This is a genomic window from Nocardioides xinjiangensis (assembly GCF_017916385.1).
Taxonomy (GTDB): Bacteria; Actinomycetota; Actinomycetes; order Propionibacteriales; family Nocardioidaceae; genus Nocardioides; species Nocardioides xinjiangensis.
This window is the reverse complement of record NZ_JAFMSW010000001.1, coordinates 2,976,500-3,000,138: the sequence shown is the minus strand read 5'-3', so window position 1 is coordinate 3,000,138 and position 23,639 is coordinate 2,976,500. Positions and strand designations below refer to the sequence as shown.

Annotated in this window: 23 protein-coding genes; 13 read left to right on the top strand and 10 right to left on the bottom strand. The window is 72.6% G+C overall.

Annotated features, from left to right (window positions below):
• The first annotated feature begins 178 nt into the window (after positions 1 to 178).
• Positions 179 to 1,597, top strand: a complete 1,419-nt coding sequence (locus J3P32_RS14165) for a choice-of-anchor P family protein (protein ID WP_210440427.1) — start codon at positions 179 to 181, stop codon at positions 1,595 to 1,597.
• Positions 1,598 to 1,627: 30 nt separating this feature from the next.
• On the opposite strand, the gene J3P32_RS14160 is transcribed toward J3P32_RS14165, so the two are convergent.
• Both J3P32_RS14160 and J3P32_RS14155 read right to left on the bottom strand, forming a co-directional pair.
• Entirely contained in the window at positions 1,628 to 2,569 is a 942-nt protein-coding gene (locus J3P32_RS14160; RefSeq protein WP_210440426.1) for an LCP family protein, read from the bottom strand.
• Positions 2,566 to 3,180, bottom strand: a complete 615-nt coding sequence (locus J3P32_RS14155; protein WP_210440425.1) for a hypothetical protein — start codon at positions 3,178 to 3,180, stop codon at positions 2,566 to 2,568. Before J3P32_RS14155 ends, J3P32_RS14160 begins: the two co-directional genes overlap by 4 nt.
• A gap of 239 nt (positions 3,181 to 3,419) precedes the next feature.
• On the opposite strand from J3P32_RS14155, the gene J3P32_RS14150 reads away from it, so the two are divergent.
• The 3 genes from J3P32_RS14150 to J3P32_RS14140 are packed head-to-tail and all read left to right on the top strand — an operon-like array spanning position 3,420 to position 7,996.
• Complete coding sequence (locus J3P32_RS14150) at positions 3,420 to 7,199, top strand: multifunctional oxoglutarate decarboxylase/oxoglutarate dehydrogenase thiamine pyrophosphate-binding subunit/dihydrolipoyllysine-residue succinyltransferase subunit (protein WP_374222533.1); 3,780 nt, start codon at positions 3,420 to 3,422, stop codon at positions 7,197 to 7,199.
• Between the two features lie 9 nt (positions 7,200 to 7,208).
• A complete protein-coding gene (locus J3P32_RS14145; protein ID WP_210440423.1) occupies positions 7,209 to 7,385 on the top strand; it encodes a DUF6104 family protein in 177 nt (58 codons plus the stop codon).
• Positions 7,385 to 7,996: an acetoacetate decarboxylase family protein gene (locus tag J3P32_RS14140; RefSeq protein WP_210440422.1), complete on the top strand. Its 612-nt coding sequence runs from the start codon at positions 7,385 to 7,387 to the stop codon at positions 7,994 to 7,996. The genes J3P32_RS14145 and J3P32_RS14140 overlap by 1 nt, the downstream gene beginning before the upstream one ends.
• Here the strand turns inward: J3P32_RS14140 and J3P32_RS14135 are convergent.
• The gene (locus J3P32_RS14135) at positions 7,993 to 8,694 is read right to left on the bottom strand and encodes an SDR family oxidoreductase (RefSeq protein ID WP_210440421.1); all 702 of its coding nucleotides are present in this window, start codon (positions 8,692 to 8,694) and stop codon (positions 7,993 to 7,995) included. The two genes, J3P32_RS14140 and J3P32_RS14135, sit on opposite strands and share 4 nt — an antisense overlap.
• Positions 8,691 to 9,659 (bottom strand): zinc-binding dehydrogenase, encoded by a 969-nt coding sequence (locus J3P32_RS14130; RefSeq protein ID WP_210440420.1) that lies wholly within the window; start codon positions 9,657 to 9,659, stop codon positions 8,691 to 8,693. Before J3P32_RS14130 ends, J3P32_RS14135 begins: the two co-directional genes overlap by 4 nt.
• Before the next feature lie 69 nt (positions 9,660 to 9,728).
• Between J3P32_RS14130 and J3P32_RS14125 the strand changes: the two genes are divergently transcribed.
• Complete coding sequence (locus tag J3P32_RS14125) at positions 9,729 to 10,970, top strand: GNAT family N-acetyltransferase (RefSeq protein WP_210440419.1); 1,242 nt, start codon at positions 9,729 to 9,731, stop codon at positions 10,968 to 10,970.
• Positions 10,971 to 10,991: 21 nt separating this feature from the next.
• On the opposite strand, the gene J3P32_RS14120 is transcribed toward J3P32_RS14125, so the two are convergent.
• Together J3P32_RS14120 and J3P32_RS14115 are read right to left on the bottom strand one after the other, a co-directional pair.
• Complete coding sequence (locus J3P32_RS14120) at positions 10,992 to 12,167, bottom strand: NAD(P)-dependent malic enzyme (protein ID WP_210440418.1); 1,176 nt, start codon at positions 12,165 to 12,167, stop codon at positions 10,992 to 10,994.
• Between the two features lie 20 nt (positions 12,168 to 12,187).
• Positions 12,188 to 12,568 (bottom strand): S24/S26 family peptidase, encoded by a 381-nt coding sequence (locus J3P32_RS14115; RefSeq protein ID WP_307861704.1) that lies wholly within the window; start codon positions 12,566 to 12,568, stop codon positions 12,188 to 12,190.
• 8 nt (positions 12,569 to 12,576) lie between these two features.
• On the opposite strand from J3P32_RS14115, the gene sodN reads away from it, so the two are divergent.
• The 4 genes from sodN to J3P32_RS14095 all read left to right on the top strand — a co-directional run bounded on the left by sodN (position 12,577) and on the right by J3P32_RS14095 (position 16,198).
• The gene (gene sodN, locus J3P32_RS14110; RefSeq protein ID WP_455430093.1) at positions 12,577 to 13,020 is read left to right on the top strand and encodes a superoxide dismutase, Ni; all 444 of its coding nucleotides are present in this window, start codon (positions 12,577 to 12,579) and stop codon (positions 13,018 to 13,020) included.
• Positions 13,021 to 13,295: 275 nt separating this feature from the next.
• Positions 13,296 to 14,576, top strand: a complete 1,281-nt coding sequence (locus J3P32_RS14105) for a DNRLRE domain-containing protein (protein ID WP_210440417.1) — start codon at positions 13,296 to 13,298, stop codon at positions 14,574 to 14,576.
• A gap of 358 nt (positions 14,577 to 14,934) precedes the next feature.
• A complete protein-coding gene (locus J3P32_RS14100) occupies positions 14,935 to 15,351 on the top strand; it encodes an ATP-binding protein (protein WP_210440416.1) in 417 nt (138 codons plus the stop codon).
• Between the two features lies 1 nt (position 15,352).
• On the top strand, positions 15,353 to 16,198 hold the full coding sequence (locus J3P32_RS14095; RefSeq protein ID WP_210440415.1) for an RNA polymerase sigma factor SigF: 846 nt from the start codon (positions 15,353 to 15,355) through the stop codon (positions 16,196 to 16,198).
• Between the two features lie 5 nt (positions 16,199 to 16,203).
• On the opposite strand, the gene J3P32_RS14090 is transcribed toward J3P32_RS14095, so the two are convergent.
• A complete protein-coding gene (locus J3P32_RS14090; protein ID WP_210440414.1) occupies positions 16,204 to 16,620 on the bottom strand; it encodes a hypothetical protein in 417 nt (138 codons plus the stop codon).
• Positions 16,621 to 16,778: 158 nt separating this feature from the next.
• On the opposite strand from J3P32_RS14090, the gene J3P32_RS14085 reads away from it, so the two are divergent.
• Positions 16,779 to 17,030, top strand: a complete 252-nt coding sequence (locus tag J3P32_RS14085) for a WhiB family transcriptional regulator (protein ID WP_056601527.1) — start codon at positions 16,779 to 16,781, stop codon at positions 17,028 to 17,030.
• An 18-nt stretch (positions 17,031 to 17,048) separates the two neighbouring features.
• Here J3P32_RS14085 and J3P32_RS14080 read toward each other — a convergent pair whose 3' ends face one another.
• Entirely contained in the window at positions 17,049 to 18,530 is a 1,482-nt protein-coding gene (locus J3P32_RS14080; RefSeq protein WP_210440413.1) for a sensor histidine kinase, read from the bottom strand.
• 69 nt (positions 18,531 to 18,599) lie between these two features.
• Between J3P32_RS14080 and J3P32_RS14075 the strand changes: the two genes are divergently transcribed.
• Genes J3P32_RS14075 through J3P32_RS14065 form a run of 3 tightly spaced genes read left to right on the top strand, consistent with a single transcriptional unit; the run spans position 18,600 to position 21,628 of the window.
• Positions 18,600 to 19,454 (top strand): DUF2785 domain-containing protein, encoded by an 855-nt coding sequence (locus J3P32_RS14075; RefSeq protein WP_210440412.1) that lies wholly within the window; start codon positions 18,600 to 18,602, stop codon positions 19,452 to 19,454.
• A 9-nt stretch (positions 19,455 to 19,463) separates the two neighbouring features.
• Positions 19,464 to 21,137 (top strand): acetolactate synthase, encoded by a 1,674-nt coding sequence (locus J3P32_RS14070; protein WP_210440411.1) that lies wholly within the window; start codon positions 19,464 to 19,466, stop codon positions 21,135 to 21,137.
• An 11-nt stretch (positions 21,138 to 21,148) separates the two neighbouring features.
• Positions 21,149 to 21,628: a GNAT family N-acetyltransferase gene (locus tag J3P32_RS14065; RefSeq protein ID WP_246850127.1), complete on the top strand. Its 480-nt coding sequence runs from the start codon at positions 21,149 to 21,151 to the stop codon at positions 21,626 to 21,628.
• A 3-nt stretch (positions 21,629 to 21,631) separates the two neighbouring features.
• On the opposite strand, the gene J3P32_RS14060 is transcribed toward J3P32_RS14065, so the two are convergent.
• Together J3P32_RS14060 and J3P32_RS14055 are read right to left on the bottom strand one after the other, a co-directional pair.
• A complete protein-coding gene (locus J3P32_RS14060) occupies positions 21,632 to 23,047 on the bottom strand; it encodes a hypothetical protein (protein ID WP_210440410.1) in 1,416 nt (471 codons plus the stop codon).
• Positions 23,044 to 23,550, bottom strand: coding sequence for an RNA polymerase sigma factor (locus J3P32_RS14055; protein ID WP_307861703.1), 507 nt, complete (start codon positions 23,548 to 23,550; stop codon positions 23,044 to 23,046). Before J3P32_RS14055 ends, J3P32_RS14060 begins: the two co-directional genes overlap by 4 nt.
• Positions 23,551 to 23,639 lie beyond the last annotated feature (89 nt).

Here is a 23,639-nt window from a genome sequence, read left to right as displayed (position 1 = left end):
CAGCCGCGCGCAGACCGACGGACCCACCTCGAGGTGGGTCCGTTCGTCGTTTCCGGGCCCGACTCCCGGGTGACGGCCGTCACCAATCCGTACCGGCCTCGTTGACGGCCTGAGGGAGTTACTGGCCGGTCACTGGGGACGGCCCACGTGTCGACTCCCCCGGACCCTGGGAGGGAACATGCAGAACCTGATCCGGCGACCGTTGGCGGCAGCCGTCGCCATCGGCGTGAGCGCCTCGCTCGCGCTGGCCACCGGAGTCGCGCCGGCGCTGGCCGACGGAGCCGGCACCGGCACCGACGCCCGCGTGGCGCGGTCGGCGCTGACCGACTTCGGCTATCGCGGCGACGTCTACGGCGTGAAGCTGGTGACCGACAGCGTCGAGTCGCTCAACCTCAAGGACGCGCACGCACAGCAGCTGTGCACGCGCTCCGTGGGCAAGGTCACCGAGCAGCGGAGCGCGGTGTCGGTCCCGGACAACCCGCTGATCCACGTCTCGGCGAGCACGAGCCGCACCGAGACCTACGTCGACGGCAGCACGCACGGCGTCCGCGGCACCAACACGATCGGCGACATCTCGATCGGCGGGACCGTCGGTCCCCTGACGACGCCGCGGCTGGTCATCAAGGGCCTCCAGACCACCGCTCACGCGTTCAACACCCCGCGGGGCTACGGCCACGCCGAGAGCTTCACCTTCGCCAGCATCTCCCTCGAGCTGCTGGAGAACACGGTCGTGCAGCAGCTGCCGCCCGAGCTGCAGCAGCTCCTCGCGCCGCTCGAGCAGGTGACCGACACCGTCTTCACCGGCACGCAGCAGGCCGCCCAGCAGGTCTTCCAGGTCCTCAGCGACGTCACCAAGCCGATCGTCATCCCCGGTCTCGGGTCGATCGCGCTGGGCTACAAGACCGGCCGGGCCAACAGCCACAACGCCCAGTCGCAGGCCTCCGCGCTGCGCATCGAGGTCACCGCCGGCGGTCGTCGCCAGCTCGTCGAGCTGGGCACGGCGCGGGTGCGCATGGGCGGTCCCGCCCCGGTCGGCGTCTTCCGCTCGGGCGGCACGGCCATGGACTACCAGGCGCTCCGGGGGGCGCTGAAGTTCGGCAACGTGCAGCACAAGGCGCTGCCGTGCCAGGGCTCGCGCGGACGCACGCAGACCTACCAGGTCCCCCACGCCAGCCAGCTGGTCCCGGTGCCCGTCCTGCTCGACGGCATCACCTACCAGGTCGACGGCGACCAGTACCGCGCCAAGAAGGTGGCGAAGGGCTGGTCCCGCACCGCCATCAGGTCGGTCTCGATCCCGACCGCGCAGCTCGTCATCACCGACGTCAGCTCGCGGGCCGCGATGCGCCAGAAGACCGGCAAGCGGGTGGGCTCCAAGGTCTCGACGGCCATCGGGTCGATCACCGTCGGCGGTCAGCCGCTCGAGGTGCCCGCCCCCGGCGGCGTCGTCGAGCTGCCCAACGGCGCCGGCGAGATCCAGCGGCAGCTCGTCGACACGGGGTTGCGCGGGTCGCAGGTCATCGCGCTGCGGATCAAGCTCTACTCCGAGGCGGTCGTGATCGACCTCGCCCGCACGGCGGGCCGGATCTACCCCCACTGAGCACCGGGCGGGGTCGCTGCGCGACCCCGCTCAGCAGTGACGCAGGGCGGCGTCCTGGCGGGCCTCGCGCCCCAGGCGCCGCGCCTGCGCCACGTCGGGGAACACCACGCTCGCCGCGCCCACGAAGCCGATCCGACCACCGATCACGCAGGTGGTGATCCTGCGCGGGTCCACCTGCGCGACGGCCTGCGCGATCTCGAAGAGCTCGGCGGGCGAGGCGTTGGTGTCGGTGTGCGCCAGCACCGTCATCACGCCGCGCTCGATGAAGCCGGGCTCGTCCGCCTGGCTGCGGATGCGCGCATGGATGCCGCGCAGCGTGCGCTGCTGGTTGGCCGAGCGGTCGAAGTCGCCACCCGCGAGGCCCTTGCGGATCCGGGAGAACGCCATCGCGTTGTAGCCGTCGAGGTGGATCCGGCCCTTCGCGAACCCTTCCTTCTTCAGGTACGGGTCGGAGAACCGGCGCGGGTTGCTCACGGTGATGCCCCCGATGTCGTCGACCATGTCCTCGAAGAACGGGAACCGGGTCACGACGACGTAGTCGGGCTCGATCCCCACCAGGTCGCTCATCGCTCCGGCCATGCCGCGCGGGCCGGCGACGTAGAGGGCGGAGTTGATCTTCTCCCGACCGTGCCCCGGGATGACGACCCACGAGTCGCGGGGCACCCCGATCGCGGTGGCCGAGCCGGTGCGGGTGTTGATGCCGACCATCTGCAGCGCGTCGCCGCGCGCGCGGGTCATCTCCTGTCCCGGCCGGGCGTCGGAGCCGACCGCGAGGATCCACACGACGTCGTCCCCACCGGTCGCGACACCCTGCGCGTGGCGGATCTTGACCAGGCTCACGTCGGTCGGCTGCACGGCGGAGGGCGGGATCGCGAGGCCGGTGGCGGCGAGCACGGCGGCCAGCACGGCGGTCCGGGTGGTGCGGCGCGCACGCCGCAGGTGCCCCACGAGGTCGGTCCGGCGGGTGGTCATCGGCGGGCTCCCCTCGCGACGTCGTAGCCGAAGATGCGCCACGTCCCGCTCCTGCGCGTGAGGAACAGCCGGCCGCGGACGGTCGTGGTCGCGGTCCTCGGTCCGGTGGTGTCGAACCGCAGGACGAAGTGGGCCGTCACGGCCCGGGCCTGCCCGCGGGTGGCGAGGATGTCGAGGGTGACGGCGCGCCGCCGGGGCGTGACCGACTCGATCCGCCGGCCGGTGGTCTGGTTCGTGAGCAGCGCCTTGTCGCTGCGCGCGCGCTCCTCGGCAGCCCCGGTGAAGCCCGGGAACGCCGACGGGAAGCTGCTGCGCGGATAGGTGCCTCCGAGGTAGGCGGCCTCCCACCAGCGGTCGACGACCTCGCCGACCTGCCGGCGCACTGCCTTGCGCCGCGCGACCGGGAGCCGTCCGTGCACGCGGTGGATCCCGGTCCTCGTCGGCACCGGGTGCGAGGCCAGCTCCACCTGCGCGTCGCCGCCGGGACGCTCCGGCGCGGCCGACGGATCGCCGGTGGACCGGCAGCCCGCGGACAGCGGGAGCAGGGCGACGAGGACGACTCCCGCGAGGCGACGGGCACCCCGGGTGCGGCCCGATGAGGGGCGTGGCATGAGCTCTCCAGGCAGTGGTGTCGGGGCTGTGGCCCACACCATGCATCAAACGAAAGGCCCGCCCCTGCATTTGCGTGCGTGTGCGACTAGCCTTGTCGGCGACTTGGTCATTTCCTCGCGCGAAGAATCCTGGAAGAGGCGAAACAAGCGTGGCGCAGTCCCCGAACGGGCAGTCCGGCAACCAGTCCTCGGTTGCACCGTCATCCGACCTCGGAGCCAACGAGTGGCTCGTGGAGGAGATGAAGGAGCAGTACGACAAGGATCCCGCCAGCGTGGGTCCGGAGTGGGCGGCGTACTTCGGCAACGGCAGCTCGGCGGCCTCCGCCGCGCCGGCGGCCCAGGCCCAGCCTGCGAAGCCTGCCGCGGCTGCCGCCCCGGCCTCGGCGCCCGCGAAGGCCCCTGCCAAGGCCCCCACCCAGGCGGCCGAGAAGGCGCCCCAGAAGGCGCCCCAGAAGGCTGCGTCCCCGACGCCCCGCACGTCGACCCAGAGCTCGTCGGCGGCCCAGCAGGAGGCGCCGAGGACCGAGTCCCCCGCGCCCAGGTCCACGCCGCGTCCGGCCGCCGCCGCCGAGGAGCCCGCCAAGGGCACGAGCAGCCCGGTCGCCAAGGACCCCAAGCCGGCCGCCCCGACCGACGCGGGCGACGAGCCCACGTACACGGTGCTGCGCGGCGCGCCCGCCCGCACGGCCGCCAACATGGACGCCTCCCTCAGCGTCCCCACCGCCACGTCGGTCCGCTCGGTCCCCGTCAAGCTCCTGTGGGACAACCGCACCGTCATCAACAACCACCTCGCCCGCGCCCGCGGCGGCAAGGTCTCCTTCACCCACATCATCGGCTACGCCCTCGTGAAGGCGCTGCGCGCGATGCCGGAGATGAACGTCGGCTACGAGGTGGTCGACGGCAAGCCCAACCTGATCACGCCGGCCCACATCAACCTCGGCCTCGCGATCGACATGCAGAAGTCCGACGGGACCCGGCAGCTGCTCGTACCCAGCATCAAGGGCGCCGAGGCCATGGACTTCGCTGCCTTCTGGACCGCGTACGAGGAGATGGTGCGCAAGGCGCGCGACGGCAAGCTGACCGTCGCCGACTTCCAGGGCACCACGATCTCGCTGACCAACCCCGGCGGCATCGGCACGGTGCACTCGGTGCCGCGCCTGATGGCCGGCCAGGGCGCGATCATCGGCGTCGGCGCCATGGAGTACCCGCCGGAGTGGCAGGGCGCCTCCGAGGAGGCGATCAACCGCAACGCCATCAGCAAGGCGATGACGCTCACCTCGACCTACGACCACCGCGTCATCCAGGGCGCGCAGTCGGGCGAGTTCCTCAAGCGCGTGCACGGCCTGCTGCTCGGCGAGGACGACTTCTACGACGAGATCTTCCGCTCGCTGCGCATCCCCTACGAGCCGATCCGCTGGGCACGCGACGTGGTGGCCAACCACGACGACGACATCGTCAAGCAGGCCCGCATCCTCGAGCTCATCCACGCCTACCGGGTCCGCGGTCACCTCATGGCCGACACCGACCCGCTGGAGTACCGCCAGCGCAGCCACCCCGACCTGGAGGTGGAGTCGCACGGCCTCACCCTGTGGGACCTCGACCGCGAGTTCGCGACCGGGTCCTTCGGCGGCGAGGGCCGGCGCTTCATGAAGCTGCGCAACATCCTGGGCATCCTGCGCGACTCCTACTGCCGCACGACCGGCATCGAGTACATGCACATCATGGACCCCGAGCAGCGCAAGTGGATCCAGGAGCGCGTGGAGCAGCCGCACGTGAAGCCGCCCCGCGAGGAGCAGCTGCGCATCCTGCTCAAGCTCAACCAGGCCGAGGCGTTCGAGACGTTCCTGCAGACCAAGTTCGTCGGCCAGAAGCGCTTCAGCCTCGAGGGTGGCGAGACGACGATCCCGCTCATCGACGAGATCTGCGAGGCGGCCGCCGAGACCGGCCTCGACGAGGTCGCCATCGGCATGGCGCACCGCGGCCGCCTCAACGTGCTGGCCAACATCGTCGGCAAGAAGTACAGCCAGATCTTCCGCGAGTTCGAGGGCAACATCGACCCGCGCACGGTCCAGGGCTCCGGAGACGTGAAGTACCACCTCGGCGCCGAGGGCGAGTTCGTCGCCGGGTCCGGCGACAGGATCAAGGTGTCCGTGGCGGCCAACCCCTCCCACCTCGAGGCGGTCAACCCGGTCCTGGAGGGCATCGCGCGCGCCAAGCAGGACATCCTCGACCAGGGCGAGAAGTTCCCGGTGCTGCCCCTGCTGGTGCACGGCGACGCCGCGTTCGCCGGGCAGGGCGTGGTGGCCGAGACGCTCAACCTCTCGCAGCTGCGCGGCTACCGCACGGGCGGCACGGTGCACCTGGTCATCAACAACCAGGTCGGCTTCACCACCGCTCCCGGCTCGTCGCGCTCCTCCCTCTACGCCACCGACGTGGCGCGGATGGTGCAGGCGCCGATCTTCCACGTCAACGGCGACGACCCCGAGGCCTGCATCCGGGTGGCCCGGCTGGCGTTCGACTACCGCCAGGCCTTCAACAAGGACGTCGTCATCGACCTCGTGTGCTACCGCCGCCGCGGGCACAACGAGGGCGACGACCCGTCGTACACCCAGCCGCTGATGTACGACCTCATCGAGCAGAAGCGCTCGGTCCGCAAGCTCTACACCGAGTCCCTCATCGGTCGCGGCGACATCACGATCGAGGAGGCCGAGCAGGTCCTCAAGGACTACCAGCAGCAGCTGGAGCGGGTCTTCACCGAGGTGCGCGAGGCCAGCTCGGAGGCGCTCACCGAGTGGACCACCGTGCCGGACTACCCGGACAAGCCGGCGGGCGACTTCTCGACCGCGGTCAGCCCGGAGGTCCTCAAGCGCATCGCTGACAGCTACGTCACGCCGCCGGAGGGCTTCACGGTCCACCCGAAGGTGATGCCGCAGCTGCAGCGCCGGGCGGCGGCGATCACCGAGGGCCCCATCGACTGGGGCACCGGCGAGATCCTCGCCTTCGGCTCGCTCCTCATGGACGGGCGCCCGGTGCGGCTGGCCGGCCAGGACTCGCGCCGCGGCACGTTCGTGCAGCGCTTCGCCACCATCATCGACCGCACCAACGCCGACGAGTGGACGCCGCTGACCAACCTCACCGAGGACCAGGCCAAGTTCCACGCCTACGACTCGCTGCTCTCGGAGTACGCCGCCCTCGGGTTCGAGTACGGCTACTCCGTCGCGCGGCCCGAGGCGCTGGTGCTGTGGGAGGCGCAGTTCGGCGACTTCGTCAACGGCGCGCAGATCGTCATCGACGAGTTCATCTCCGCCGGTGAGACCAAGTGGCGCCAGCAGTCCGGGGTGGTGCTGCTGCTCCCCCACGGCTACGAGGGACAGGGCCCCGACCACTCGTCGGCGCGGATCGAGCGCTTCCTGACGATGAGCGCCGAGGACGCCATGGTCGTCGCGCAGCCGTCGACGCCCGCGTCGTACTTCCACCTGCTGCGTCGCCACGCGCTCGGCGAGGAGCACCGTCCGCTCATCGTCTTCACACCGAAGTCGATGCTCAAGCGCAAGGAGGCGGCCTCGCAGCCGGCCGACTTCGTCGGGGACACCACCTTCCGGCCGTTCATCGGCGACGCGAGCGCCGACCCGGACAAGGTCGAGACCCTCATCATGTGCTCGGGCCGGGTCACGTGGGACCTCATGGTCGAGCGGGGCAAGCGCGACAACGGCGACACGTTCGCGATCGGCCGCATCGAGCGGCTGTACCCGAACCCGGTCGAGGAGATCAGGGCCGAGATCGCCAGGTACCCGCACCTCAAGGCGATCCGCTGGGTGCAGGACGAGCCGCGCAACATGGGCCCGTGGCCGCACTACCAGCTCAACGTCTGGCCGCACCTCGACCTCACGGTCGAGCCGATCACCCGCCCCGCGTCGGCGTCGCCGTCGGTCGGCACGGTGAAGCGCCACGTGGAGGAGCAGAAGACGCTGCTCGACGCGGCCTTCGAGGCTCCGCGCGGTCACAGCACCGACTACTGAGGTCCGCGGGTGTACTTCACCGATCGAGGCATCGAGGAGCTCGAGAAGCGCCGAGGTGACGAGGAGGTCACCCTGGCGTGGCTCGCCGAGCAGCTCCAGGCGTTCGTCGACTCCCACCCGGAATTCGAGGTGCCCATCGAGCGCCTGGCCACCTGGCTGGCGCGGCTCGACGACCCCGAGGACTGATGTACCCCCCGGCCCCGTGGCGGCTGCACGGCCAGCTCTGGCTGTCGCTGTTCGGGGTCGGTCGAGGCGGTGCGCCGGGGCGCCCGCCCGGCGTGTGCGCGGTGGCGCTGGTGCGCTACGAGGCGCCGGGGGTGCTGACCTACGACGAGCTGCTGGTCTCCCGTCCGGTGGCGCGTCCGGTGCGCGGCGTGACGGTCGACCAGATCTGGGTCGACTCGGCTGCCTCGATGCTGGGCGGCCGGGAGCTGTGGGCGATCCCGAAGGAGCTCGCCGCGTTCGACGCGCGGGTGCGGCGCTCGCGCCTCGTCGACCGGGCCGCCTGGCGGGTCACGCACCAGGGCGCGCCCGTGCTGCAGGCACGGTTCGAGGACGCCTCCCGGTTCGCGCCGCGGCTCCCGTTCCGCGGCACCGTGTGGCAGCCGGGGCTCGTCGGCGAGCCGGGGCTCGACGGTCCGCGCAGCGCACGGCTCTCGGGCTCCGCCCGCGCGCTCCCGTGCCGGGGCCGGTGGCACTTCGCCGGAGACGGGCCGCTCGGCTGGCTCGCGGGGCACCGGCCGTGGCTGTCCGTGCGCCTGACGGACTTCGCCCTGGAGGTCGGCGGAGCGTCCTAGGTGGCGCGGGGCACCACCGGACGGACCGTCACGTCCGGGATCGTCGCGTCCGCCGGCAGGTCGACGACGTGGAGGATGGTGTCGACGACCGTGTCGGCGCTGATCCAGCGCGAGGAGTCGTACGTCCGACCCTCCTGCTCGTGCACCTTCTCCTGCATGGGCGTGGCGGTCCTGCTCGGGTACACGGTGCTGACTCGCACCCCGTTGTCGACCTCCTCGGCGCGCAGCGCGTCGGCCAGGGCACGCAGGCCGAACTTCGAGGCGGCGTACGCCGACCAGCCGGCGCTCGCGGTGAGCCCCGCCGAGGAGTTGACGAAGACGATGCTGCCGCGGCTGCGACGCACGTGCGGCAGGAGCTCGCGCGTGAGCACCGCCGGGGCGGTGAGGTTGACCGTCACCTGCTCCTCCCAGGCCGCCAGGCGAAGGCGCTCGACGGGTCCGAGGTCCACCACACCGGCCACGTGGAGCAGCGTGTCGACCGCACCGTCGACCTGGCGCCCGATGCCGTTCAGCGTGCCCGGGTCGGCGAGGTCGGCGACCAGCAGCTGTGCCTGCGGGAACGACGCGGCGAGCTCGCGCGCGCGGGCGTCGCTGCGGGCGAGGAGGACCAGCTCGTCGCCGCGGTCCGCGAGCCGGTGCGCCAGCGCGAGGCCGATGCCGGAGCCGGCACCGGTGAGGACGTGACGCCGCGCGCTCACCGGGTGAACACGATCTTGCCGAAGACGTCGCCCTGGGCCATCGCCGCGAAGCCGTCGCGCGCCTGGTCCATCGGGAGCGCGCGGTCGACCAGCGGGCGGGTCCCGGTGGCGTCGAGGAACCTGACGAGGCGGTCGAGCTCCCCGCGGGTGCCCATCGTCGAGCCGATCACCGACAGCTGGGTGAAGAAGATGCGGGTGAGCCCGGCGTCCGCGACGTCGGGGCCCGAGGTCGTGCCGCTGACGACGATGCGGCCGCCCGGGCGCAGCGAGCGGACCGAGTGGCTCCACGTGGCCCTGCCGACGGTCTCCATGACGGCGTCGACCCTGACCGGCAGGCGCGTGCCGGACTCGAACACCTCGTGAGCGCCCAGCTCCAGCGCGCGTCGGCGCTTCTGCTCGTCGCGACTGGTGGCGAGGATGCGCAGGCCCGCAGCGCGGCCGAGGATGATCAGCGCGGTCGCGACGCCGCCGCCGGCGCCCTGGACCAGCACGGTCTCTCCGGGCTTGCAGTCGCCCTGCACGAACAGCATGCGGTAGGCCGTCAGCCACGCGGTCGGGAGGCAGGCGGCCTCCTCGAAGGAGAGCGAGGCGGGCTTGGGCACCAGGTTGCGGCGGGGTACGACGACCTGGTCGGCGAAGGTGCCCTGGTGCCGCTCGGACAGCAGCGAGCGGCCGGGGTCGTCGGCCTCTGCGCCCGTCCATGCCGGGTCGCCGATGACGCCGTGGACGACGACCTCGTTGCCGTCCTCGTCGAGCCCGGCGGCGTCGCAGCCGAGGATCATCGGCAGCGACTCCTGGCGCAGGCCGACCCCGCGCAGCGACCACAGGTCGTGGTGGTTCAGGCTCGCCGCCCTCACGGTCACGGTGGCCCAGCCGTCCGGCGCCTCCGGGGCCGGCCGCTCCCCCACCACCAGGCCGCTCAGCGGGTCGTCGGACGAGAAGGACTCGGCGTAAACGGCGAACATCCTCCGACCCTAGCGAGTGGCGCGCGTTATCCGCTTGCGGGTCCCGGGGCCGGACGATTGGCTGGCGGCGTGAGCATCGACGTACGTCCCTCGCAGGACGCCGACCGCTACCTCGCCACCGACCAGCTCGTCTGGTTCGGCGAGGTCTCCCCCTCCGACGCCGACCACCTGCGCCTCGGCATCCCCGAGGACCAGCGGTTCGTCGTCGACCTCCCCGGCGGCCCGCGCGACACGCACAGCGGCATCTACGGGGTCCGGCCGATGCAAATGTCGCTGCCCGGCGGCGTCCTGGCGCCGATCGCCGGCCTCACCTGGGTCGGCGTGCACCCCGACTGCCGCCGGCGGGGCGTGCTCTCGGCGATGATGACCGACCACCTCGCGCGGACGCGCGAGGCGGGGACGGCCGTCTCCGCGCTCCACGCCAGCGAGGCCGCCATCTACGGCCGGTTCGGCTACGGGCTCGCCGTGCTCACCCACCAGGTCGACGTCGGTCGCGGGACGACCTTCACGGCGCCGCACCTCGAGCACGAGGCAGCCGCGATCACGACCACCCTGCAGACCATGTCCGACCCCGGGGTCGCCGAGCGCATGCGGGCCTGCCAGCTCGCCGCCGCGCCGGACTTCCCCGGTGCGGTCGTCGGGTCGGCCGACTTCTTCACGCTGATGACGTACGAGTCGCCGGAGCAGCTGCGCGGCAAGGAGCGCCGCCGCGTGGTGTTCGCCCGCCGCGACGGGACGGACGTCGGCTACGTCGGGCTGCGCCGCGAGCACCGGTGGACGAACGCGCGGCCGTCCGGCACCGCCACCGCCGGCATCTTCTGCGGCGGCCCCGCGGCGCGGCTGGCGCTCGCCCGACGGGTCGTCGACCTCGACCTGATGGGCACGACCAGGCTGGAGAACGTCGGGCTCGACGACCCGCTGCTCGGCTGGCTCGGGGGGCCGCGTGGCACCGGCGACCTCCAGACGTGGGACAGCACGTGGGTGCGCCTGGTCGACCTCCCCGCGGCGTGGGCACTGCGCTCCTACGAGGGGGACTGCGACGTCGTCGTCGAGGTGGAGGACCGCCACGCGCCGTGGAACGCCGGGCGTTGGCGCCTGCGCTGCTCCGGCGGCGCCGGGAACGCCGGCCGCACCGACTCCCCCGCCGACCTCACGCTCGCCATCGACGTCCTGGGCGCCGGCTTCCTCGGTCACTCGATCGGGGCGCGGCTCCGCGCGGGCCTGGTGCGCGAGCACCGGCCCGGCGCGTACGGCGAGCTCGCGCGGGCGATGCGCACGCTGGTCGCACCCGAGCCCTCGATCGGCTTCTGAGCCCCCCGGCCGCGACAGGCGTCAGCGGCGCGCGACCCCGTCGCGCCGGGCCGCCGCCGCGACGGCCGACCGCACGGCGCCGGGCACCCGTGGGTCGAACGGCGACGGGATCACCAGGTCCTCGCGCACGTCGTCGCCGACGAGCTCGGCGAGCGCGGTGGCAGCGGCGACCTTCATCCCCTCGGTGATCGCCGTGGCGTGGACGTCGAAGGCGCCCCGGAAGATGCCGGGGAAGGCCAGCACGTTGTTGATCTGGTTGGGGAAGTCGGACCGGCCGGTGGCCACCACGCGGGCGTACCTGTGCGCCAGGTCCGGATGCACCTCGGGCGTGGGGTTCGCCAGGCCGAAGATGATCGCGTCGTCGGCCATCGAGGACACGATGTCCTCCGGCACCTGGCCACCCGAGACGCCGATGTAGACGTCGGCTCCCGCCATCACGTCCGCGAGGCTGCCGCTGCGACCGAACCGGTCGGCGGTGTCGCGGGCGAGCGCGGCCTTCACCGCGGTCAGGTCGGACCGCCCGGAGTGGAGCACGCCCTGCCGGTCGAGCACCACCACGTCCGCGACCCCGGCCTCGAGCAGGATGCGGGCGACCGCGACGCCGGCCGCGCCCGCGCCCTGCACCACCACGCGCGCGGTCGCGGGGTCGCGACCGGTCAGCCGGAGGGCGTTGGTGAGCGCGGCGAGCGCGACGACCGCGGTGCCGTGCTGGTCGTCGTGGAAGACGGGGATGTCGAGGCGCTCCTTGAGCCGCGCCTCGATCTCGAAGCAGCGCGGCGCCGAGATGTCCTCGAGGTTGATCCCGCCGAAGCTCGGCGCGAGCCGGGCGACGGTCTCGATGATCTCGTCGACGTCCGTGGTGTCCAGGCAGATGGGCACCGCGTCCACACCGCCGAACTGCTTGAACAGCACCGCCTTGCCCTCCATCACCGGCATCGCCGCGGCGGGGCCGATGTCGCCGAGACCGAGCACCGCGGTCCCGTCGGTGACGATGGCGACCGTGTTGGGCACCCAGGTGTAGTGCTGCGTCATCGACGGGTCGGCGGCGATGGCCTCGCAGACACGGGCCACGCCGGGGGTGTACGCCAGCGAGAGCGCGTCGGGGCCGCGCAGCGCCACCGTCGAGACGGTCTCCATCTTGCCGCCGACGTGCAGGTCGAACACGGGGTCGCCCGCGTGCGGGTGAGGCGTGGCCATGCCGGGGATACTGGCACAGCTCAGCGGTCCCGGAGCCTGCGTCCCACACGTGGCGAGGGCCACACCCGCAGGCGTACGACGCCCAGCACGCGCTCCTCGGCGACGGGCCCCCGGTGGCGTGAGTCGACGCCCTCGTCGGGGTTGTCGCTCAGTAGCCACCACCCCGGGGCGCCGGACGCGGTGCGCCGTGGCTCGACGGCGCGCTTGACCGTCAGCGTCCCGTCGGCGAACCGGGCGACCACGAGGTCCCCGGGCCGCACCCGGGCACCGTGGCGCACCAGCAGCAGGTCGCCCTCCGACAGGGTCGGCAGCATCGATCGGCCCCGCACCCGCGCGGTGCCGAAGGGCGCCCCGGGACCCTCGTCCCCGGGGACGAGACCCCGCTCCCGACGCCGTCGCACGCGGAGTAGTGTCGCAGCTGCTGCACATCTTCCCGATCGAGAGGAATCCGATGCTTCGCCACCTGCTTGCCCCGACCGTCGAGGTCTCCGCCCACTGCGACCTTCCCTGCGGCGTCTACGACCCCGCCCAGGCGCGCATCGAGGCCGAGTCCATCAAGGCGATCATCGCCAAGGTCGCCGACAACGACGACCCGGACTTCCGCACCCGCGCGATCCTCATCAAGGAGCAGCGCTCCGAGCTCGTCAAGCACCACCTGTGGGTGCTGTGGACCGACTACTTCAAGCCCCCGCACTTCGAGAAGTACCCCCAGCTCCACACCCTGGTCAACGAGGCCACCAAGCTCGCCGGCGCGTCCGGCACCAAGGGCGAGCTCGACGCCGAGGTGGCCGACAAGCTCCTCGCCAAGATCGACGAGATCGCCGAGATCTTCTGGGAGACGAAGAAGGCCTGAACGCCTGGAAGGCCTTGACCCGCACCAGCGCTGATCCGACGCCGCCTCAGTCCGCCACGAGCTCGCACGTGGACTGAGTGCGGCGTCGAGCACGTTCTGGGTCCGGTCCTCGTCATACGGGGAGGAGTGGGCGTTGCGCAGCACACGGCGGCCACACGCTCGAACCGCCGCTCGCCGGATCAACCTGTGACGTTGCTCGCCCCACAGGCGGGGCCCGGGCAGCACGAGGCTCCCTCAAGTTGACCTCACGGACACGCGTTCGGATGGTGGCCGTCATGAAGAAGTTCGTCCCAGCGCTGGCGGTGGTCCTCGGCGTCACCGGCCTCGCGATCCCCCACCCTGCACACGCGGCTCCGTCCCGGACCACTGCTGTCGCCGACGCGTACGTCAACGTCCGCACGCAGAGCGTCCGTCATGCCGATGCGGTCACTCTCAAGGTCGACGGAACCGCCGGGCGCCGCAAGCAGGCCTTCTTGAAGTTCACCGTCCCGACGGTGCCTGCCGGTCAGGAGCTCAGCCGGGTGGCGTTGCGGCTGCGGCCGCTGACCTCGTCCAAGCAGGGCGTCCGTGTCCATCGCACGAGCCGCCGATGGTCCGAGGAGACGCTCACCTGGGGCAGCAAGCCCACTGGGCGGACCCTGCTGGGAGCGTCGGCCGCGGTGCAGTCCGGCGTGACCGAGGTCATCGAGCTCGACGCGTCCCGCATCGCGCCCGGGCGGGTGTTGTCTGTCCGGGTGGCGACCTCGGCGCAGTCGCCCGTGTCGTTCGCGTCCAGTGAGGCGCGCATCGTCGCCTACCGGCCCAGCCTGTCGGTGCGCCGCTCCTCCGCCACGACACCCAGCCCGACCCAGACGCCCACCTCGGCCGGTGTTCAGCCGACCGGTGTGGCGGGTGCGTGGAGCACCACGTTCCAGGACGAGTTCAACGGCACCAGCCTCGACACGAGCAAGTGGAAGCCGAACTGGTTCGACGAGGGCGGATCCATGAACAACGTGGGCACCTACGCCGACAACGTCACCGTCGCCAACGGTGAGGCGCGTCTGCAGCTGTCGTCCTCCACCCGGGGCGCCCTGATCCACACGGGCGGCGGCTACCGGGGCGACCCGAACCGCTACGGCTTGCCCGTGGGTGGCGTGGCGGAGGCTCGCATCTGGTTCCCTGGCAACGGGTCGTCGCTGTACAACTGGTCTGCATGGTGGGCCAACGACACCTACGACGGTGTTTCCGGTCAGCCGGTCAATGGTGAGCACGACATCGCCGAGATCCTCAGCAGCGGTGCACTGACCGTCAACTACCACAGCAGGTCGGGCGCACACAACCAGGGCTCGGTGCCGGGCTACTGGGGCGACGCGTTCCACACCTACACGCTGCACCGGAAGCCCGCGAGCGTCGACGTCTACTGGGACGGCCGGTTGGTCAAGTCGTACTCGACGGACGACAGCGGAGCTCCGATCGAGCTGATCCTGAACGTCGGATCAGGTCAGGGCACCACGGTCACCGGTCCTGCTGGGGCGATGCGCGTCGACTACGTGCGTGCGTGGGAACCCGCGCACTGACCGCACCCACGTGCGTCGTCCACGGCGGCCCAGGCGTGCGATCCACCTGAGGAGCGTCGCCGACAGCCCTACGGCCGGCCCGGTTCGCACGAGGTCCCCACGAGGCCAGCGGACCCGCGCGGGAAGCGGCGCGGCAGCGTCATGGTCGGCCCTTGCCCGCCCCAACTCGCGGACCTTCCGCAGGCCTCCGGTCGGAGCGCGGAAGGCACCGCTCAGACCTTCTTCCGAGCGGCTCGCCGCTGCGCTCCTCGGTCCCTCCACACCGGGCCCGGCCGCCACACTCGTGGCCGCCGGGCCCGGTGTCGCATGTCCTAGGGTGTGGCGAGCACACCAGCCTCGACGACGGGACAGGACGCAGATGGCAGACAACACGGGGGGCGCCCGCGCCGACGTCGAGCTCCGGCTCCCCGCCGAGGGTGCCTACGCGACGATCGTGCGCACGACCGCCGCGGGCCTGGCGGCACGGCTCGACTTCACGATCGACGACATCGAGGACCTGCGGATCGCCATCGGGGAGGCGAGCGCGCTGGCCATCGGTGAGGCGGACCCCGGGACGGACCTGGTGGCGTGCTTCTGGTTCGGTCGGGGGTCGATGACCATCGAGCTGGACGCCGAGGCCGTGGACGACCCACCACTCGATCCGGAGAGCTTCGCCTGGCAGGTGCTCGACACGATGGCGCAGGACGCGTCGGCAGGATCCGAGGGCGGCCGCTTCCGCGTCCGCTTCACGGTGACGTCGACGGTGGCTGCGGGAATGACAGGTGCCGAGCTCTGACATGAGCGACGTCACGGGGGACACGGGGGACCACCTGGCGGCGGAGGCCGCGCTGCACCGCGAGCTCGACGAGGACGTCGGGCACGTCGGCCTGGAGCAGGTCCGCACGCGCAGCGCCGAGCTGTTCGAGCTCCTGCGCGGCGACAGCGGCGTGGTGGAGCAGGCGAGGGCGCGCGACGACCTGGTCCACCTGCACCTGTCGCTCGTCGAGCACTGCGCGCGGCGCTTCCGCAACCGCGGCGAGCCGTTCGAGGACCTCGTGCAGGTCGGCACGATCGGGCTGATCAAGGCCATCGACCGCTTCGAGACCGACCGCGGCGTCGAGTTCTCGACGTACGCGACCCCGACGGTGATCGGCGAGATCAAACGGCACTTCCGCGACAAGGGCTGGGCCATCCGCGTGCCGCGTCGGCTCCAGGAGCTGCGGATGCAGATCGGCGCGGCGACCGGGGAGCTGACGCAGAAGCTGGGCCGCTCCCCCACCCCGCGAGAGCTGGCCGAGGTCATCGGCTGCACGGTGGAGGAGATCATGGAGGGGATCGAGTCCTCCCACGCCTACGCCACGCTGTCGCTGGACGCCTCCGACGACGACGACGACGGTCCGCCGGCCATGCTCGCCACCCTCGGCGTGGAGGACGCCAACATCGAGCACGTGGAGGTCCGCGAGTCGATCAAGCCGCTGCTCGAGGGCCTCGGTGACCGCGAGAAGCGGATCCTGCTGCTGCGCTTCTTCAAGAACATGACCCAGTCGCAGATCGCGGAGGAGATCGGCGTGTCACAGATGCACGTCTCGCGCCTGCTCACGCGCACCCTCGCACAGCTGCGGGCCTCGCTCGAGCAGGACTGAGCCCCTCACGCGGGACGCGCGTCCTCCTCGAGCACCCGGGTGGTCGCCGGATGCAGCAGCCCCGCGATGACGAGGAGCGCCGCCAGCGCGAGCGCCACCGGGAGCAGGACGCTCCAGACGTCGCGGAAGTTCCAGGCCAGCCCGAGCTGGATGAGCTGCACCATCACGACCGGCCCGCGGGCCCAGCGTCGCGCCTTCCACAGCGACCAGGCGCACCAGGCGAGCCCACCGGCGGCGGCGAGGAAGAAGATCGACGTCGTCACCCCCATGGTGAGCCGGGCCGCGCGGAGGTTGGCCACCTCCAGGACACCGAGCACGAGCAGCCCGAACGCCTCGAGCGCGGCGAGCGAGGCGGCGACCACGAGCGGAGGCGGCGCGACGGGGTCGGGATCCCGGGGATCGGCCGAAGGAGTGACGGGCACCGGACAACAGTAGTTGTGACCGACGCGACCTGCGTGTGGGGTTGTGTGAACGTTCAAGTCTTGCCAGTCTGGACGCTGCGCCTCGTAGCGCCCGGGCTCCGCTGAATGTCCGAAAACAGCACCTGCCTGTGAACTTGGAAAGAGGGATTCCCCCACTCATGGATTGGCGCAGCCGCTCCGCATGCCTCGACGAGGACCCTGAGCTGTTCTTCCCAATCGGCAACACCGGACCCGCGATCCTCCAGATCGAGGAGGCCAAGCAGGTGTGCCGACGCTGCGAGGTGCGCGAGCAGTGCCTTGCCTGGGCCCTCGAGGCCGGGCAGGACCACGGAGTCTGGGGCGGTCTCAGCGAGGACGAGCGCCGGGCGCTCAAGCGGCGCAACGCGCGCGCCCGGATCCGCACCGCCTGACCGCGGCGCGGTGACGCGCTAGTCGACGGGCAGGTCCGCCTGCACCCGGGTGCCCCGGCTCCCGGGACCGATCTCGAGCACGCCGCCCAGCTCGGACTCGACGAGCGTGCGCACGATCGACAGGCCCAGCTGGGTCGATCCGTCGAGGTCGAAGCCCTCGGGCAGGCCGCGGCCGTCGTCCTCGACGACCACGTGCAGCCGGCCGACGATGCGTCGCGCGGTCACCACCACCCGGCCCTCCTCCCGGCCCTCCCCCCGGTCGGGGAGGTCGGCGTAGCCGTGCTCGACGGCGTTCTGGAGCAGCTCGGTGAGCACCATCGCCAGCGGGGTGGCGGCCTCCGACGCCAGCTTGCCGAAGGATCCCTTGCGGACCACCCGCACCGGCACCTCCACGCCGCTCACGTCGACGACCATGGAGCCGAGCCGGTCGGCGATGTCGTCGAAGTCGACGGTCTCCTCCACCGCGTGGCTCAGCGTCTCGTGGACGATCGCGATGGAGCCCACGCGGCGCACGGCCTCCTCGAGCGCCGCCTTGGCGTCCTCGGCGCGGGTGCGCCGGGCCTGCAGGCGCAGCAGGGCCGCGACGGTCTGCAGGTTGTTCTTCACGCGGTGGTGGATCTCGCGGATCGTGACGTCCTTGGTGACCAGCTCCCGGTCGCGGCTGCGCAGCTCGGTGACGTCGCGCACCAGCAGGAGCGCACCGCTGCGCTCCCCCTGCGGGCGCAGCGGGATGCTGCGGACGATCAACGTGACCTCGTCGGTGCCGACCTCGGTCGCGCGGCCGTCACGGCCGCCGAGGACGGCGCTGAGCGTCTCCTCGTCGGGGCGCATCCGGACCGGCACGAGCTCGCGGGTGAGGTCGGTGAGGACGAGCCCCGCGAGGTCGCCCTGCAGGCCGAGCCTCCGGTAGGCCGAGAGCCCGTTGGGGCTGGCGTAGACGACCCGCCCGGCGGGGTCCAGCCGCACGAAGCCGTCCCCGACCCGCGGCGAGTCGGCGTGGTCGCTGCGCTGGCCCGGGAGGGGGAAGTGGCCCGCGGCGATCATCTGCGTGAGGTCGGCCGCGGTCTGGAGGTAGCTGAGCTCCAGGCGGCTCGGGGTGCGTACGCCGAGCAGGTTGGTGTTGCGCGCGATGCAGGCGACCAGGCGCCCGGCGCGGCGCACCGGGATCACCTCGACCCGCACGGGCACGTCGTCGCGCCACTCCGGGTCGCCCTCCCGCACCAGGCGCCCGGTCGTGAAGGCCTCGTCGAGCATGCGGCGGCGACCGGTGGGGATGAACGTCCCCAGGACGTCGTCGACGAGCGCGGTGGGGCCCGTCGTGGGTCGCATCTGCCCACCGGCCCAGTAGCCGCGGCCCTCGCGGTCGGGCAGCCACAGCACGAGGTCGGCGAAGGAGAGGTCCGCGAGGATCTGCCAGTCCGCCATGAGCAGCTGCAGCCACGAGACGTCGTCCTCGACGAGGTCGGTGTGGGCTCGCACGAGCTCGTGGAGGGAGGGCACCCGGCAAGCCTAGGTGCACCGCAGCCCCGGACTAGGGCAGTGTGGGAGGCGGCTGGCAGGATGGGGCTCATGTCGCTCGGGTACTGGAGCCACGTGCAGGCCGCCGGGTTCGAGGTCCCCTCGGACCGCCCGCTCGACGACCTCACGGCCGAGCTCACCGCGATGCTCGGGTCCACCGAGCCCGAGGTCCGCGACGGCACGGCCTACCCCGCGCTGGCCACCTGGATCGGCCGCGGCGTCTACGACGACCTGCTGGCCGGGCTGGGCGACGGCATGGTGGCCGGACTGTCCGTCGGGCTCGGCGACACCGGCGCCGACACCGTCTTCCGGCGCAGCTTCAGCGCGCTGATCCTCGCCGAGTGCCTGCACCGCAACAACGAGCAGCACCTGCTGCCCGGCGCGAAGGTCCTCGACTGGGGCGACCGCATCGCGGTGTGGTTCCTCACCGAGGCCGACACCCGGGGCTTCGTCCCGGGCAAGGGCTGGGCGCACGCGGTCGCGCACGGCGCCGACGCCATCGGCGCGCTCGGCGAGTCCCCGCACCTGGCCGGGCCGGAGCACGCCGCGCTCCTCGACGTGCTGGCCGAGCGGCTGGTCCGGCAGTCCGCCGAGGCGCCCCTCGCGGCGGGAGAGCCCGACCGGATCGCCGCCGCCGCGATGCGGATCCTGCGCCGCAACACGCTCGGCACCGACGTCCTCGAGCCCTGGATCCTGCGTCTCGGCGCCGCCGGCAACCCCGTCGGCGGGCCGGTCGACCACGACCCCTTCGCCGCGACGGCGGCCGCGCAGGCGTTCCTCCGGGCACTCTTCGTCCAGCTCTCCCTCGCGCCCGACGCGCCGGCGGTGCGGCCCGACCTGCTGCTCGTCCTGATCGAGGCGCTGCGGACGACCAACGCCCCCTACCTGCGGGTAGCAACCGGCTAACCTCGGTCCATGACCGAAGAGATCACCGGGCACAGCGGCGAGCTGGCCGTGCACGTGGCCCGCGCCCACGGCGTGGAGACGATGTTCACCCTGTCGGGCGCCCACGTCTTCCCGATGTACGACGGCGCCGTCCGGACGCAGAAGGAGGGGCAGGGCCCGCCGATGCGCCTGCTCGACGTGCGCCACGAGCAGACCGCCGCCTTCGCCGCCGAGGCCACCGGCAAGCTGACCCGGGTGCCCGGTCTCGCGGTGCTGACCGCCGGGCCGGGCGTCACCAACGGCATCAGCGCGATCGCGCAGGCCCAGTTCGCCGGGTCGCCGATGGTCGTCGTGGGCGGCCGCGCGCCGCAGAACCGCTGGGGCACCGGGTCGCTCCAGGAGCTCGACCAGCCGCCGATCATCGCCCCGGTCGCGAAGGCGGCGCGGACGTTGATGACCGCCGGCGACGTCGCCGCGGGGATGGATGAGGCCTTCACCCTGGCCCGCTCGAGCCACCGCGGACCGGTCTTCGTCGACGTACCGATGGACGAGTTCTTCAGCTCCGCCTCGGGCACCGTCGGCACCGGCGAAGGGGTCCGCATCGAGCCCGACCCGGACGCCGTGGCGGCCGTCGCCCGGCTGCTCGCGCAGGCGAAGCGCCCGGTCCTCGTCCTCGGCACCGACGTGTGGGCCGACCACGCGGAGGCGGCCGCGCTGCGCTTCGTGGAGGACCTCGGCATCCCGACGCTGACCAACGGCATGGGCCGCGGGGTCGTGCCCGGCGGGCACCGCTCGCTGGTCACCAAAGCGCGGGGCGCCGCGCTGTCCGGCGCCGACCTCGTGGTCGTGGTGGGCACGCCGCTGGACTTCCGTCTCGGCTACGGCCTCTTCGGCGGGCCCGACAAGAATCCCGACGGGGCCTTCGCCAAGGTGGTGCACATCGCCGACTCCCCCGCCCAGGTCTCCGGGCACGCCGAGCTCGCGGCGTCGGTCGCCGGTGACCTCACCACCGTCCTCGACGGCCTCCAGGCCGCGATCGAGCGCGGCGACAAGCCCGACTGGCAGGCGTGGGCCGACCAGCTGGCCGACCAGGTCCGGGCGGCTGCGGCCCGCGACGCCGAGCTCCTCACGGCCGAGGCCGACCCCATCCACCCGGCCCGGATCTACGGTGAGCTCGTGCCGCGGCTCGAGCAGGACTCGGTGGTGATCGGCGACGGCGGCGACTTCGTGTCCTTCGCCGGCAAGTACGTCGAGCCGCAACGGCCCGGCGGCTGGCTCGACCCGGGTCCCTACGGCTGCCTCGGTGCCGGCCTGGGCGCGGCCATCGCGGCCCGCCTCGCCCGGCCGAGCGCCCAGGTGACGCTGCTGCTCGGCGACGGCGCCGCCGGCTTCTCCCTCATGGACGTCGACACCCTGGTGCGCCACGACCTGCCGGTCGTCATGGTGATGGGCAACAACTCCGCCTGGGGCCTGGAGAAGGGCCCGATGCAGATGCTCTACGGCTACGACGTCGTCGCCGACCTCGCCCAGCGCACGCCCTACGACGAGGTCGTCAAGGCACTCGGCGGCGCCGGCGAGACGGTCACCGACCCGAGGCAGATCGGCCCGGCGCTCGACCGCGCGTACGCAGCGGGGGTGCCCTACCTCGTCAACGTGATCACCGACGTCGAGGCGGCCTACCCCCGCAACACCTTCGGCATCTGAGCGGCACCGCCATGGAGCTGCGCCGCATCCGACCCGAGGAGCACTCGGCGGCCGGCGAGGTGTGCGTGGCGGCGTACGACCCGCTGCTCGGCGGCGCCGAGGACGACTACCGGAGGCGGCTGCGCGACGTGGCCGCGCGCGACGCGCAGGCCGAGGTGTGGGTGGCCGTCGAGCAGCGGCGGCTGCTCGGCGTCGTGACGTACTGCCCGCCGGGATCGCCGTGGCGCGAGATCGGCCGTGACGACGAGGGCGAGTTCCGGATGCTCGCGGTCGACCCGGCAGCCCGGGGCCGCGGGGCGGGCACCGCCCTCGCGCGGCTGTGCGAGGACCGCGCCCGTGAGCACGGTGCCACCGGGATGGTCCTGTCGTCGCTCGCGACGATGTCGTCGGCGCACCGGGTCTACGCCCGGCTCGGCTACGGGCGCGACCCGGACCGCGACTGGTCGCCGGTGCCCGGCGTCGACCTGCTCGCCTTCAGCAAGTCGTTCTGAGCCTCAGCACCGGCGCATCGTCGACGGGTCCGTCGGGTCGTCGAAGCACACGACGGCGCCGGGCAGCGCGGCCATCTCGGAGCGAGACACCGTCTGCCAGAACCAGAGCCGCCAGCTGTCGTCCTCGGCGGCGACGGCGGTGACGAGGGTGCCGTCGGGGGTCAGCCAGGTCCGGTGCGACCCGTCGTCGGTGAGGTCCACCTCGCCGACGGGGTCGAGCGCGCGGAGCCGTCCACCGTCCTGGCGGAGGACCTGGACGTAGCCGGGGTCGGAGGACGAGGCGATGACCACCGAGGCGCCGTCCGCGAAGACCCCCACCGGCTGCGTCGTGAAGACCCGTGGATCGGCCACGTCGAGAGCGTGGTCGATCGTGCGGCCGTCCGCGCCCTCGACGACCAGGCTCGGGTCGGCGACCGCCTCCAGCCGCGCGGTGAAGGCATACCCGTCGTCGAAGGTGGCTGACTCCCCGAGCCCGATGCTCTCCTCAGCGACGTCGGCCACGTCGGGGAGGTCGTCGGCGGCCCCGTCCTCGCACGGGGTCCTCGCGTCGTCCATGACGTCGTGCCGGAGGCACCCCGCGTCCACGTGCTCGAGCCGCCCGTCCTCGGTGAGGCGCCACGTCCAGGCATCGCGCACGGTGACGAGCGGCCTCACGATCGTCATGTTGCCCCTGGCGTAGGCGTTCACCGACCGGCTCGACCAGAGCTCGCCGTCCTCGACCCAGAAGTCCTGCTGGTGCACCATCTCGTAGTGCTCGGTCTTCGTGCCCGGGACCGGGATGTCGCCGCTGAGGAGTAGCTCCGGCTCCTCGGCGACCGCCTCCACCAGCAGGCCGTCACGCAGGTCGAACACCACCGGGTGGCCCCCGCCGGCCGGTCCCGCGGCGGGGTCGTCGTACCGGAGCACCAGCTCCTGGTCGCCGTCGCCGTCCGCGTCGACGGGCGGCAGCGCGGTCGTCCCAATCGTGGTCCCGAGCTCGGCGATGCCGTAGGCCTCCTCGCCGGTGCTGCTGAGGGTCGTCTCCAGGCGCGTCCGTCCGTCGAAGTCCTCCGTGGGCTCGCCGAGGAAGTCGACGACCTCGTCGGTGCCGTCGCCGTCGAGGTCCAGCCGGGCGGGCGTCGAGACGTCGTCGGCCTCCCAGTCGCGCCCCACGTCGTCGGGGAGCACGACGGGCGGCTCGTCGGGCCTGGGCGCGACGTCGTCGGAGCGCGGGTCGCGGCCCAGGCCCTGCAGGACCACGCCGAGGACGAGGAGCACCGCCGCGGCGGTGGCGAGCAGCACCCACGGCGACCAGCGCGGTCGCAGCGGGGCCGCCGGCGCGAGCGGCGCGAGGTCCTCGGGACGTACCAGGTCGGCACGGGCGGTCAGCGCGGCACGCAGCCGCTGCTCGAGGTCGACCGTGTCGGGCGTGGTGCTCATCGCTGCTCCGTCCCCTCGCTCCGCGGCCCGGTGGACCGCATGCTCTTCTCCAGCGCCACCAGCGCGCGGCTGGCGGTGGACTTCACGGTGCCGCGACTGACGTCCAGGGTCTCGGCGATCTCCGCCTCGGAGAGGTCGGACCAGTAGCGCAGCACCAGGACCTCCCGCTGGCGCGGTGCGAGCCGGTGCAGCGCCTCGATGACCTCCCGGTGCTCCTCCGCCAGCACCGCGCTGTCCTCGGGCGAGGGCGCGGCGACGTCGTGGGGAGGTGAGTACGCCCGCGCGGTCCGCCGCCGACGCAGCGCCGACCGCGCGGTGTTGACCACCGAGATCCGCAGGTAGGCCAGCGCCTTCGACGGGTCCCGCACCGCCTCCGGCCGCCGGGCGAGGGCGGCGAACGCGTCCTGCACGACGTCCTCCGCCGAGGCGAAGTCGTCGACGAGGAGCACCGCCAGCCGGACCAGGGCGAGCCGGTGGGCAGCGTAGAGCTCAGTGATGTCCACTGAAGGCTCCATCCCGAGGGACCTCGTGCTCATGTCTGGTAGACGTGTCGTCGTCCCTCAGGTTGCCCCACCGACCCCACCATCTCCGG